Here is a 13117-nt window from a genome sequence, read left to right as displayed (position 1 = left end):
AAGTGTCCAGTATGGTTTACACTAGTGTGTCAGATCAAGATGACAACACATTGTTTAGGAGTGTTCGATGGGACTTCATACCCGGATAAATTCTGCAGTTGAGGCAGCAATTCGCATCGGACAGGGTGGAACCCCACCTGCCAAGCTTTCGGAAGCGTTGCATTATGCCTGTACTCCGGGCGGCGCGCGTATCCGTCCCACGATCCTTATGTCGGTTGCGATGGCTTGCGGTGATGATTCGCCCAAGATGGCCGACGCCGCCGCTGCCGCGTTGGAATTGATCCATTGCGCGAGCCTTGTGCATGATGATCTGCCGTGCTTCGACAACGCAGATATTCGCCGCGGCAAATCGACGGTGCACCGGGCCTATTCCGAACCTTTGGCAGTGCTTACCGGCGACTCGTTGATCATTCTGGCATTTGAAATCCTTGCGCGTTCCGCAGAACACAACGCTGACCGTGCGATCAAACTCATTCGAGTTCTGACGCGGCAGTCAGGTATGCCGTTCGGGATTTGCGCTGGGCAGGGCTGGGAAAGTGAACCCAAGATCGACCTGTCCGCTTATCACAAATCCAAAACTGGTGCGTTGTTCATCGCCGCAACCCAGATGGGCGCCATTGCTGCCGGTCAGGACGAAGAGCCGTGGTTTGAACTTGGTGCCCGCATTGGCGAAGCGTTCCAAGTGGCTGACGACTTGCGCGATGCGCTTTATGATTGCGAAACGCTGGGCAAGCCGGTTGGTCAGGACGATCTGCATGGTCGCCCTAATGCGGTAACGGTTTTGGGTGTCGATGGCGCTCAATCGCGACTGCGGGATATTCTGAGTGGCGCGATTTCATCAATCCCCTCGTGCCCAGGAGAAGCGCAATTGGCTGAAATGGTCCGGATGCAGGCCGAGCGCCTGACACCGGTTCCCCAGGCCCGTTCCGTCAGAGCGGGATAGAATGACGCTTGCTTCAGACAGTCCGCACATTGGCCTTCCGTCAAAACCGGGTTTCCGCACACGCTTGATGCGTTTGATCGCAAGACCTGGTTTTCAACGGTGGGCCTCGGCGTTCCCCCTGACAAGGCGCACCGCTGCAAAGGATGGCGCAGAGCTGTTTGATTTGGTTCAGGGGTTCGTGAAATCTCAGGTGCTGTTTGCGCTTGTAGAGCTTCGGGTCATGCACCGCCTGATGGATGGGCCATTGTCTGCAGAGATGCTTGCCCAGACTTGCGGAATGCGCAGCGATCGCATGGAGCGCCTTATGATGGCTGCCTCTGCGATGAAACTTACGAAACGCGATCGCACCGGGCGTTATCGTCTTGCCCGGTTGGGTGCCGCGATGGTTGGGGTTCCCGGCCTAGATGACATGATCCGCCACCATTCTGCTTTCTATCGGGATCTGAACGACCCAGTCGCCCTGTTGCGCGACGAAGTCGACACCGAACTCTCTGCATTCTGGCCTTATGTCTTCGGCGCAGCACATGCGACTGACATGGACACGGCGAACCGATACTCAGATCTCATGGCTCGATCGCAGCAGATCGTGGCAGCCGATACCCTTTCTGTGGCCGACCTCAAAGAGACGCGACATCTGCTGGATGTTGGCGGCGGTTACGGCGTGTTTGCCGAGTCGGCTGCTTTGAGACATCCAAATCTGCAAGCAACCGTCTTCGATCTGCCGGCAGTTGAAACGCAAGCTGTGGCCTTGATGCAGAAGTCCAAGGCGCAGGATCGGTTGCGGTTTGTGCCCGGGTCATTCCGAGACGACGCCTTGCCGGAAAAGGCAGATACGATTTCGTTGATCCGCGTTCTTTATGATCACGAGGACCAGACGGTCGAAGCCTTGTTGTCCAAGGTTTTTGACAGTTTGCCCGAACGGGGAAGCCTGCTGATCTCGGAGCCGATGTCCGGTGGCGCAAAGCCCGAGATCGCGGGCGATGTCTATTTCAGCTTTTACTGCCTGGCGATGAATACAGGAACCGTCCGCAGTGCCGCGCGCATCGCTGAGATGTGCAGGTCTGCAGGGTTTTATTCAGTGAAAACATATCCCGTGCGTCGTCCGTTTGTCACGACAACCTTGATGGCGAAGAAATCGTCCTGAAGGCGTGGATACTAAGTTTACAAGACAAAGTGTCTATTATAGTTGACAGATGAGTGTGTAAGAATAAACTGACACTACGAAGAGACATGCAAGAGATTCCGAGGTCGATTCTTTAGCTCTGAGTCCACGAAACCGCAGGAGGTTGAGATGCAAACAAACGCCGTCGTGCTGAATGCACCAAAAACCCTTGCGCTGGAGACTGTTCAGCTCACTGATCCCGGACCCGACGATCTCGTCGTTGATATCGCGTATTCGGGAATTTCGACCGGCACAGAAAAACTGTTCTGGACGGGTGACATGCCTCCTTTTCCCGGGATGGGGTATCCGTTGATCCCCGGCTACGAAGCCTCAGGTGAGGTTGTCGAGGCGGGTTCGAACACCGGTTACAAGGTCGGTGACCATGTCTTTGTTCCCGGTGCCAACTGCTATGATGGGATCTTCGGCCTGTTCGGTGGCGCCACGCGCCGTCTGGTTACAGCGCAGGACCGCGTTACGCGCATTGACCCCGGTCTTGGAGCTCAGGGTGCGTTGCTTGCGCTCGCGGCGACCGCACGGCACGCCATGGCTGGGTTGGACAAAGCGGTTCCCGATCTGATTGTCGGTCACGGTGTTCTGGGTCGTCTGCTTGCCCGTTTGACCATTGCCGCTGGCGCACCCGCGCCGACGGTTTGGGAAATCGACGCGGACCGCATATCCGGTGCCGATGGCTACGAAGTTATTCACCCGGATACCGACGACCGCCGCAATTATCGCTCGATCTATGACGCGAGTGGCAACGGCGGCCTGTTGAACGATCTGGTTGGACACATCGCCAAAGGTGGCGAAATCGTGCTGGCTGGCTTTTACACCCAACCGCTGCAATTCGCCTTCCCCCCTGCCTTCATGAAAGAGGCTCGGTTCCGTGTTGCCGCCGAATGGGCGCGTGATGATCTCGCGGCGACCCGCACGCTGGTCGAGAACGGCGCGCTCAGCCTCGACGGCCTAATCACACATCAAGCGGCAGCAACGGATGCGCCGACTGCCTATAGCAAGGCATTCGAAGATCCGACCTGCCTGAAAATGATTCTCAATTGGGAGACGCAGTAATGAAAGATGAAGTTCCAAACCTGAAGGACTTCGACCAGCGACTGCGTGACGAGGCGAACGAAGAGCATACGCTCGAAGTGCCGCATGCAGAGCCAACGTCCAAGACTCAGATCATTGCGATCTACGGCAAGGGCGGGATCGGCAAATCCTTCACGTTGGCAAACCTCAGCCACATGATGGCCGAACAGGGTAAGCGCGTTCTGCTGATCGGTTGTGATCCGAAATCCGATACGACAAGCCTGCTGTTTGGCGGCAAGGCCTGCCCGACGATCATCGAAACCTCGACCAAGAAAAAGCTGGCCGGGGAAGAAGTGAAGATCGGCGATGTCTGCTTTAAGCGTGGTGGCGTCTTCGCGATGGAGCTTGGTGGGCCCGAAGTCGGTCGCGGCTGTGGTGGTCGTGGGATCATCCACGGGTTCGAGCTGCTGGAAAAGCTGGGCTTTCACGACTGGGACTTCGACTACGTACTGCTCGATTTCCTGGGAGACGTCGTCTGTGGTGGCTTTGGTTTGCCGATCGCCCGCGACATGGCGCAGAAGGTGATCCTTGTTGCGTCAAACGATCTTCAGTCGCTTTACGTGGCGAACAACGTCTGTTCGGCAGTCGAATACTTCCGCCGTCTTGGTGGCAATGTCGGCGTGGCTGGTCTGGTCATCAACAAGGATGACGGATCGGGCGAGGCGCAGGCCTTTGCTGAAGCGGTCAAAATCCCGGTTCTGGCCTCGATCCCACAGGACGACGACCTTCGCAAGAAATCTGCAAACTACCAGATCGTTGGCACAGATCAGTCCCAATGGGGTGCGCTGTTTGCTGAGCTGGGCGTGAACGTGGGTGAGGCGCCGCCCGTGCGCCCTGCGCCGTTGACACAAGACGGTCTGCTCGAACTGTTCGACGGGTCTGAAACCGGCGCAGGCTACACGCTTGTACCGGCGACCGACTTGGACATGCGCGGCAAGAACGCTGCCCCGCAGGAATCCTTGGAAGTGATTTACGACGAAGCGTGACGGTTAGCCCCCGGAACGCCCTTGGGAACGAAAGAAGAAGAACACGTGACGAACGAAGCAACATACGACGAGACGGCAGAGGTTGAAGTGATCCGTGGGGAACCACGGGTCGACGCCCCCGATGCGCCTGTGCTGGCGGATGGGCTTGGGTGTCACTCTGGTTCCGAGATGGAAAAGGCCGCGCGACTTGCCGGCAATTCCGAGATGCTGGATCAGTTCGCCAAGGATTATCCGAAAGGTCCGCACGACCAACCGCAAAGCATGTGTCCCGCCTTTGGGTCGCTGCGCGTTGGATTGCGGATGAAGCGCGTGGCCACCGTTTTGTCTGGCTCTGCGTGCTGCGTGTATGGTTTGACGTTCGTGTCTCACTTCTACGGTGCGCGTCGGTCGGTAGGGTATGTTCCGTTCAATTCGGAAACGCTCGTGACCGGTAAGCTTTACGAAGACATCCGGGAAAGCGTGCACGAAATGGCCGATCCCGAGCGGTTCGATGCCATCGTTGTCACCAACCTGTGTGTTCCGACAGCGTCGGGCGTTCCGCTCCGCCTGCTTCCAAAAGAAATCAACGGTGTCCGTATCGTCGGAATCGACGTTCCCGGTTTTGGCATTCCAACCCATGCCGAGGCGAAAGATGTGCTTGCTGGTGCAATGCTCAATTACGCGCGCCAAGAGATCACGGCCGGTCCGGTTCAAGCGCCCGCTGGCGGCAAATCGGATCGACCGACCGTCGCTCTTTTGGGAGAGATGTTTCCTGCTGACCCGATGATGATCGGCGCCATGCTTGCCCCGATGGGTCTTGCTGCTGGTCCGGTTGTACCCTGCCGTGAATGGCGCGAGCTTTATGCTGCGCTTGATTGTGGTGTCGTTGCGGCGATCCATCCTTTCTACACAGCGGCGATCCGTGAATTCGAAGCGGCTGGCCGCAAGATCGTTGGCTCTGCCCCGGTAGGCCATGATGGCACAGCAGCTTGGTTGGCGGGCATCGGTGATGCCTACAACATTCCTGCTGGTCAAATCGCGGCTGCCCAAAACGCGTTCCTCCCGGCGATCAAAGGTGCGCTTGCTGCGACACCGATCAAAGGCACAATCACACTGTCCGGCTACGAAGGCTCTGAACTTCTGGTTGCGCGTCTGTTGGTCGAGAGCGGCGCTGATCTGCGCTATGTCGGTACGGCTTGTCCGCGCACGAAATGGTCCGAACCGGACCGCGAATGGCTGGAAAGCAAGGGCATCAAGGTCACCTATCGCGCGTCGCTTGAAGACGATTGCGCGGCGATGGAAGCGGTGAAACCTGATCTGGCCATCGGCACGACCCCGGTTGTGCAAAAGGCCAAAGAGATGGGTATTCCCGGTCTCTACTACACCAACCTTATTTCCGCCCGTCCGCTGATGGGCCCGGCTGGTGCAGGTAGCCTTGCCGAAGTGATCAATGCCGCCATCGCGGGCAAGTCCCGTATGGACGACATGAAAGCCTTCTTTGAAGGTGTCGGAACCGGTGACACTGCTGGCGTTTGGGAAAAATCTCCGAACCTGCGACCCGACTACCGTGCGCAAAACCTCAAAAAGCTCGAGCGCGCCGAAAAGGCCCGCGTCGCAGCGAACGGAGGTGTAAAATGCTGATCCAAGATCATGATCGCGCAGGTGGCTATTGGGGGGCGGTTTACGCCTTTACAGCAGTCAAAGGCTTGCAGGTGGTTATCGACGGTCCGGTGGGTTGCGAAAACCTGCCCGTGACGTCCGTACTTCATTACACAGATGCGCTTCCGCCGCACGAACTCCCTATCGTGGTTACTGGCCTCGGTGAGGAGGAGCTGGGTCGAGAGGGGACCGAGGGGGCGATGAAACGCGCCTGGGGTGTGCTTGACCCAGCTCTGCCGGCGGTTGTTGTTACAGGGTCCATTGCCGAAATGATCGGTGGTGGCGTGACTCCCATGGGCACAAACCTGCAACGGTTCCTGCCGCGCACCATTGACGAAGATCAGTGGGAAAGTGCGGATCGTGCGATGACGTGGATCTTTACCGAGTTCGGCATGACCAAGGGTCGGATGCCGCCGGAAAAGAAACGCGAAGAGGGCGCCAAGCCGCGTGTGAACATTCTTGGCCCGATGTACGGCACGTTCAACATGCCTTCGGACCTCGCAGAAATCCGGAGACTGGTCGAAGGCATGGGTGCCGAGGTCAACATGGTGATGCCGTTGGGCGCCCATCTTGCCGAGATGCGGAACCTTGTGAATGCCGACGTCAACATCTGCATGTACCGCGAATTCGGTCGCGGCCTGTGTGAGTGTCTGGGCAAGCCTTATCTGCAAGCGCCGATCGGGATGGATTCGACCACGAAGTTCCTGCGCAAGCTGGGCGATATGCTGGGCCTTGATCCAGAGCCGTTCATCGAACAAGAAAAGCATTCAACGCTCAAGCCCGTTTGGGACCTGTGGCGTTCCGTGACGCAGGATTTCTTTGCGACAGCATCCTTTGGGATCGTGGCGAACGAAACCTATGCCCGCGGAATCCGTAACTATCTCGAGGGTGACTTGGGTCTTCCCTGCGCCTTTGCTGTCGCCCGTGTTGCCGGGTCAAAGACCAACAACGAAGAAGTGCGGTCGCTTGTGCACAACAAGAAGCCGCTCGTTCTGATGGGGTCGATCAACGAAAAGATGTACCTTGCTGAAATGAAGGCAGGGCATGGCCCGCAGCCAACATTCATGCCGGCCAGTTTCCCGGGGGCTGCTATCCGCCGCCATACCGGAACGCCGATGATGGGATACGCGGGAGCGACCTATCTGCTGCAGGAAGTCTGCAACGGGCTTTTCGATGCGCTGTTCCACATCCTGCCGCTGGGCAGCGAAATGGACAAAGTGGATTCGACCCTCACACCGCTGCGTCGAGATTTCCCGTGGGATGCCGATGCCCAGTCCGAACTGGACCGGATTGTATCGCAGCATCCCGTACTGACCCGAATTTCTGCCGCCAAGAACCTGCGCGATGCCGCAGAGGCGGCAGCCCTGAAACAAGGTGCTGAACGTGTCGTCGTCGAGACGGTTCAGGCTCTTGCAAATTCCCAAGGAGGACCGACCACATGACGGATTTCACCTCTTCTGACACGCGCTCGCACAAGCACGGTCACACAAAACGCGGAACCGAGTTCCTGGTTTATTTCAGTATCATCTTCATCGTCGCGATCCCGTTCGCAATGGTGATCTGGATGCTCGAAGTGTTCCAGAAACAGACGCTCAACATGCGCGGCCCACTGGCGCGTGCATGGTGTGAAGCGGATCGGATCACGCCCCTCATTTTCTCGGCCTGAACAAGGTCGAGAATCCAAGACTGGCCACCCGGCGGGGTGGACAGGACCTGCGGAGCTTTGGCTCCAAGGGACCCGGCCGCAGGGAGTGCGGCGTCAGCATAACATTCCGGAGGAAAGTTCATGGCTGATAATACCGACCTGTCATTCACAGGTCTTACTGACGAGCAGGCCCAGGAGCTGCATTCCGTCTACATGAGCGGCCTTTGGCTGTTCTCGGCGGTTGCAGTGGTTGCACACCTGGCAACCTTCATCTGGCGCCCCTGGTTCTAAGGAAGGATCAATATAATGGCAAAGTTCTACAAGATCTGGCTCATCTTTGATCCCCGTCGCGTGTTTGTCGCGCAGGGTGTCTTCCTCTTCCTGCTGGCTGCAATGATTCACCTCGTGGTGCTGTCCAACGGCATCAACTGGTTCGAAACCGCAGCAGCCGCTGGCATGTAAGCCAGTCAGCTCGGAAGAGCTAACAATATCGCTGCGGGCGGCAGACCATCGCCCCGCCCGCGGCAAAACCAAACTTAAACATGACGGCTGAGTCTCTTCGAGGGATGCGCCGGCAAACGCGGAGATAAAGAAGATGGCGCTGCTCAGCTTCGAAAAAAAGTACCGCGTCCGCGGAGGGACGCTGATCGGCGGCGATCTGTTCGACTTCTGGGTTGGGCCTTTCTACGTTGGCTTCTTCGGAGTCACGACCGCCTTTTTCGCTCTGCTTGGCACGATCCTCATTTTGTGGGGAGCGGCTGATCAAGGCACATTCAATCCATGGCTCATCAACATTGCGCCGCCCGACCTAAGCTACGGTCTGGGCATGGCACCCCTGATGGAAGGCGGACTGTGGCAGATCATCACGATCTGCGCGGTTGGTGCCTTCAGCAGTTGGGCGCTCCGCGAAGTCGAAATATGCCGCAAGCTGGGTATCGGGTACCATGTTCCCTTCGCCTTCAGCGTTGCGATTTTCGCCTATGTGACGCTTGTTGTATTCCGCCCACTCTTGATGGGCGCATGGGGCCACGGCTTTCCATACGGGATCTTCAGCCACCTCGATTGGGTGTCGAATACGGGCTATGCCTACCTGCACTTCCACTACAACCCGGCCCACATGCTTGCGGTGACGTTCTTCTTCACCACAACTCTGGCGCTCGCGTTGCATGGCGGTCTGATCCTGTCGGCAGCCAACCCTGAAAAGGGTGAAGAAATGCGAACCCCGGATCACGAAGACACGTTCTTCCGCGATTTCATCGGCTATTCGGTCGGCACTTTGGGTATCCACCGTGTTGGTCTTCTGTTGGCGCTGAATGCCGGGTTCTGGTCCGCGATCTGTATCATCATCTCTGGCCCCGTTTGGACAAAGGGCTGGCCTGAGTGGTGGAACTGGTGGCTCGAACTGCCCATCTGGGGCGCCAATGTGGGGATGTAATCATGGCTGAGTATCAAAACATTTTCACACAGGTCCAAGTTCAGGGGAAACCTGAATGGGGCATGGCCACCGAGAACGCCGAGTTCGAACGCACACGAAAAGCCGGCTTTTCCACCCTGATCGGTTGGATCGGTAACGCGCAGCTTGGCCCTGTTTGGCTGGGTTGGACAGGGATGGTGTCGCTGGCGACAGGTATCCTCGCGCTGAACATCATCGGCCTGAACATGCTTGCGCAAGTTGGCTGGTCTGTCCCCGAGTTCATCCGGCAACTTTTCTGGCTCGCACTTGAGCCGCCAAGCCCGGAATACGGGTTGCGCATGCCACCGCTCAACGAAGGCGGTTGGTACATCATCGCAAGCTTCTTCTTGCTGATCTCGGTGATGAGCTGGTGGGCACGAACCTATCTGCTCGCGATGGAACACAAGATGGGAAAACACGTCTTCTGGGCGTTTGGTTCTGCCATCTGGTTGTTCCTTGTCCTAGGTCTCTTCCGTCCGATCCTGATGGGATCATGGTCAGAAGCCGTGCCTTACGGGATCTTCCCGCACCTTGACTGGACCACGGCTTTCTCGATCCGCTACGGCAACCTCTACTACAACCCGTTCCACGCACTTTCGATCGTGTTCCTCTATGGCTCTGTCCTGCTCTTTGCGATGCACGGCGCGACCATTCTGGCGGTGACCCGTTACGGCGGTGACCGTGAATTGGAACAGATCGTCGACCGGGGTACTGCCACCGAACGTGCCGCTTTGTTCTGGCGCTGGACCATGGGCTTCAACGCCACGATGGAAGGTATTCACCGCTGGGCGTGGTGGTTCGCGGTCCTGACCCCGATCACCGGCGGCATTGGCATCCTTTTGACCGGCACTGTGGTGGACAACTGGTTCATCTGGGCACAGGAGCATCACTTCGCTCCGATGTATGACGGCTCTTACGGGTACGAAGCATACGGTTCCTATGAGACCTTTATTGGACAGGAGAACTGATCATGTTTCCCAAATGGTTCGATAAATGGAACAATGAGAACCCGACCAACATCTACGGTCCGGCCATTCTCATCGGAGTTGTGGGGACGGCTGTTACAGTAGCGGCATTCCTCGTGGTGGTTGGCCAGCCGTTCAAGACAGACAGTCTTCAGACCGGCCCACGCGGAACGGGGATGTCACGGCCAGAGTTCGTCTCTGATCTTGCCAAACCCGACCCGTCGATCGAGGTCATGTACACCGAAGCGCCCTATGTGCCGGAAGGTGGCGAAGCGAAAGCGTCCGAGATTTATCAGAACGTTCAGGTTCTGGGCGATCTCACCGAGGACAATTTCAACCGCCTCATGTTGGCCATGACGGATTGGGTCGCGCCTGACCAGGGCTGTGCGTATTGCCACGGCGATGTCGAAATCGAAGAGTACGGCAATGATGACCTTTATACCAAGGTCGTCGCGCGCCGGATGATCCAAATGACCCAGAACATCAACGAAGGTTGGGATGGGCACGTCAACGTCAACAAGCAGGTCGGCGTCACATGCTATACCTGCCACCGTGGACAAAACGTGCCGTCCGACATCTGGTTCAAGATGGGTGCAGTCAACGAAGCAGCCGGCGGTTGGGCGGCGGTTCAGAACCGGGTGACGGTGCAAAGCCAGTACACGTCGCTTCCTTCTGATGCTTTGGAGACGTTCCTTCTGGATTACGGCCGCATCGGGGTTCACGATCTTGAAGCCCATGTTGCCGCCTATCCGACCGAGGAAGGCTATCCGACTTGGCAGGATACGGAACGCACGTTCAGCCTGATGAACTATGTGTCCAATTCCTTGGGTGTGAACTGCGTGTTCTGTCACAACAGCCGCGCGTTCTATGATCCCGAGCAGGTGACCCCGCAATGGTCGACCGAGCAGCTAGGTATCGGCATGGTTCAAGAAATGAACAATGAATACCTTGTTCCGCTTGAGGATGTGTATCCGCCGGAACGCCTTGGTCCAGTCTTTGCCGACGCGCCGAAAGCCGCCTGCAAAACCTGCCACAAAGGTTACCAGCAACCGCTGCAAGGGACGAATGTCATCGCTGACTGGCCCGAGCTCGCGACAACAGGTGCGCCTGTTTACGAATGATGGGTTGGGGCGGTGCGCCGCCCCTGCCATCCGCCAGATCCGGTTTTGACAGGTTCCCAAAACGCAAAACCGGATACGGGGCTCAACACCCCGGTTCCCTTCCTGTTGGCTACAGGAACTGGCGTCACGTTTCTAGGCACACCCTGGCAAACGTGACGCCTTCTTCCCTCTGTCCCCGAGGAGACTGCCACATGACACATTCCCTTACCCCCAATCTTGATCGGGTCGCTGGACCTGCTGATCTGCGGAACATGGACGATGCGACGCTGACGAAAGTCGCGCACGAAGTCCGATCCGAAGTGATTTCCGCCGTTGCGCAAACGGGAGGGCATCTTGGATCGAGCCTTGGTGTGGTCGAATTGACTGTGGCAATCCACGCGGTTTTTAACACGCCAATGGACAAGTTGATCTGGGATGTGGGGCATCAATGCTACCCGCATAAAATTCTGACTGGCCGCCGTGAACGCATGAAAACGCTGCGCCAGAAAGATGGGCTGTCTGGCTTTACCAAGCGGAGCGAGTCTGAATACGATCCCTTCGGTGCTGCGCACTCGTCGACCTCGATTTCCGCCGCGCTTGGATTTGCCGTTGGCCGCGACATGGGCCGCCCGACCGGAGACGCAATTGCCGTAATCGGAGATGGGTCCATCAGTGCTGGCATGGCCTACGAGGCGATGAACAACGCGGGCCACGAAGGCCGTCGCCTGTTCGTCATTCTGAACGATAATGAAATGAGCATCGCGCCACCTGTCGGCGCCATGTCATCCTACCTGAGCCGGATGTACGCCAATGAGCCTTTGGCCAAGGTGAAATCGCTTGCCGAGGGGTTCGAGGCTGCGTTGCCTGCGCCAATGCGTGAAAGCGCAAAGCGCGCACGCCAGCTTGTCACCGGAAATTTGCAAGGGTCCGGAACGCTCTTTGAAGAGTTGGGTTTTGAATATATCGGCCCGATCAATGGTCATGACATGGGCCAGCTTTTGCCAGTGTTGCGCGCTGCGCGCGCGCGCGCGACGGGACCGGTTTTGATCCATTGCTGTACGGTCAAAGGCAAGGGCTATGCCCCGGCCGAGAACAGCGCCGACAAGTATCACGGCGTGTCGAAATTCGATGTGGAATCCGGCACCCAAGCCAAATCAAAACCCAATGCACCCAGCTATACCAAGGTGTTTGGCGACGCGTTGACCGAAGAAGCGGCCCGCGATCCGAACATTGTCGGTGTCACGGCTGCCATGCCCGGCGGAACCGGGATCGACATTCTGGCCGACCGTTTCCCATCGCGCGTGTTCGACGTTGGAATTGCCGAACAGCACGCTGTTACATTTTCTGCGGCGATGGCCGCGTCCGGTCTCAAACCGTTTTGCGCGATCTATTCGACGTTCCTGCAACGGGGGTACGACCAGATCGTTCACGACGTTGCCTTGCAGAATTTGCCGGTGCGTTTTGCGATCGACCGTGCTGGATTGGTCGGTGCCGATGGTGCCACCCATGCCGGGTCGTTCGATGTTGGATACCTTGCAGCTTTGCCCAACATGACGGTGATGGCAGCGGCGGACGAAGCCGAGCTCAAGCACATGGTCGCAACCGCTGTTGCACATGATAGTGGGCCAATTGCGTTTCGCTACCCGCGCGGGTCTGGCAACGGTGTCGAAATGCCGGAACGTGGAGAAGTGCTCGAGATCGGCAAAGGGCGTGTCCTGCAAGAGGGCAGCGATGTCGCGTTCCTGAGCTTTGGCGCGCATCTGGCCGAGGTCGAGGCCGCCACCCGCTTGCTCGAAAAGGACGGTCTAAGTGTGACCATTGCGGACGCGCGTTTCGCCAAGCCGTTGGATGTTGATCTGATCCTTAAGCTGGCAAGAACGCACAAGGCGCTGATCACGATAGAACAGGGGTCGCGAGGCGGTTTTGGTGCGATGGTCTTGCACGAACTGGCGGACCGTGGTGCGCTTGATCGGGGTCTGAAGATCCGCACAATGACTTTGCCGGATCGGTTCATCGATCAAGCGTCGCCAGACGAAATGTATCACGATGCGGGTATGACCCGCTTTGACCTCTACAAGATGGCGGTCTCGCTGACGTCGAAAGATGGAAAGGTCGTGCCACTCACCAAAGGGGCGTGAG

Annotated in this window: 13 protein-coding genes; all 13 read left to right on the top strand. The window is 57.6% G+C overall.

The features are described 5' to 3' along the window. Window positions 1-67 precede the first annotated feature (67 nt). The 13 genes from MCRY_RS00355 (at window position 68) to dxs (ending at window position 13116) form a co-directional block, all read left to right on the top strand. Complete coding sequence (locus tag MCRY_RS00355; RefSeq protein WP_085627482.1) at window positions 68-943, top strand: polyprenyl synthetase family protein; 876 nt, start codon at window positions 68-70, stop codon at window positions 941-943. Window position 944: 1 nt separating this feature from the next. Then, window positions 945-2087, top strand: coding sequence for a methyltransferase (locus MCRY_RS00350; RefSeq protein ID WP_085627481.1), 1143 nt, complete (start codon window positions 945-947; stop codon window positions 2085-2087). A gap of 147 nt (window positions 2088-2234) precedes the next feature. Next, window positions 2235-3173, top strand: coding sequence for a chlorophyll synthesis pathway protein BchC (gene bchC / locus MCRY_RS00345; protein ID WP_085627480.1), 939 nt, complete (start codon window positions 2235-2237; stop codon window positions 3171-3173). Then, entirely contained in the window at window positions 3173-4177 is a 1005-nt protein-coding gene (locus tag MCRY_RS00340; RefSeq protein ID WP_085627479.1) for a chlorophyllide a reductase iron protein subunit X, read from the top strand. The genes bchC and MCRY_RS00340 overlap by 1 nt, the downstream gene beginning before the upstream one ends. 45 nt (window positions 4178-4222) lie before the next feature. After that, window positions 4223-5797, top strand: coding sequence for a chlorophyllide a reductase subunit Y (gene bchY, locus MCRY_RS00335; protein WP_085627478.1), 1575 nt, complete (start codon window positions 4223-4225; stop codon window positions 5795-5797). Beyond that, complete coding sequence (gene bchZ / locus MCRY_RS00330; RefSeq protein WP_085627477.1) at window positions 5791-7257, top strand: chlorophyllide a reductase subunit Z; 1467 nt, start codon at window positions 5791-5793, stop codon at window positions 7255-7257. The genes bchY and bchZ overlap by 7 nt, the downstream gene beginning before the upstream one ends. Further along, window positions 7254-7481, top strand: a complete 228-nt coding sequence (gene pufQ, locus MCRY_RS00325) for a cytochrome PufQ (protein WP_085627476.1) — start codon at window positions 7254-7256, stop codon at window positions 7479-7481. The genes bchZ and pufQ overlap by 4 nt, the downstream gene beginning before the upstream one ends. Window positions 7482-7601: 120 nt before the next feature. Next, window positions 7602-7751 carry a light-harvesting antenna LH1, beta subunit gene (gene pufB / locus MCRY_RS00320; RefSeq protein WP_072778079.1) on the top strand — a complete coding sequence of 50 codons (150 nt, stop codon included), beginning with the start codon at window positions 7602-7604 and terminating at the stop codon, window positions 7749-7751. A 15-nt stretch (window positions 7752-7766) separates the two neighbouring features. Further along, complete coding sequence (pufA, locus tag MCRY_RS00315; protein WP_085627475.1) at window positions 7767-7922, top strand: light-harvesting antenna LH1, alpha subunit; 156 nt, start codon at window positions 7767-7769, stop codon at window positions 7920-7922. A gap of 133 nt (window positions 7923-8055) precedes the next feature. Continuing rightward, the gene (pufL, locus tag MCRY_RS00310; RefSeq protein WP_085627474.1) at window positions 8056-8895 is read left to right on the top strand and encodes a photosynthetic reaction center subunit L; all 840 of its coding nucleotides are present in this window, start codon (window positions 8056-8058) and stop codon (window positions 8893-8895) included. A gap of 2 nt (window positions 8896-8897) precedes the next feature. Beyond that, complete coding sequence (gene pufM / locus MCRY_RS00305; protein WP_085627473.1) at window positions 8898-9881, top strand: photosynthetic reaction center subunit M; 984 nt, start codon at window positions 8898-8900, stop codon at window positions 9879-9881. A gap of 2 nt (window positions 9882-9883) precedes the next feature. Further along, entirely contained in the window at window positions 9884-10999 is a 1116-nt protein-coding gene (gene pufC / locus MCRY_RS00300) for a photosynthetic reaction center cytochrome PufC (protein ID WP_085627472.1), read from the top strand. Window positions 11000-11190: 191 nt separating this feature from the next. Continuing rightward, window positions 11191-13116: a 1-deoxy-D-xylulose-5-phosphate synthase gene (dxs, locus tag MCRY_RS00295; RefSeq protein WP_085627471.1), complete on the top strand. Its 1926-nt coding sequence runs from the start codon at window positions 11191-11193 to the stop codon at window positions 13114-13116. Window position 13117: the final 1 nt, after the last annotated feature.

Source organism: Marivita cryptomonadis, from assembly GCF_002115725.1.
Taxonomy (GTDB): Bacteria; Pseudomonadota; Alphaproteobacteria; order Rhodobacterales; family Rhodobacteraceae; genus Marivita; species Marivita cryptomonadis.
Note: the sequence above shows the minus strand (reverse complement) of the source record. Positions and strands in the feature narration are given on the sequence as shown.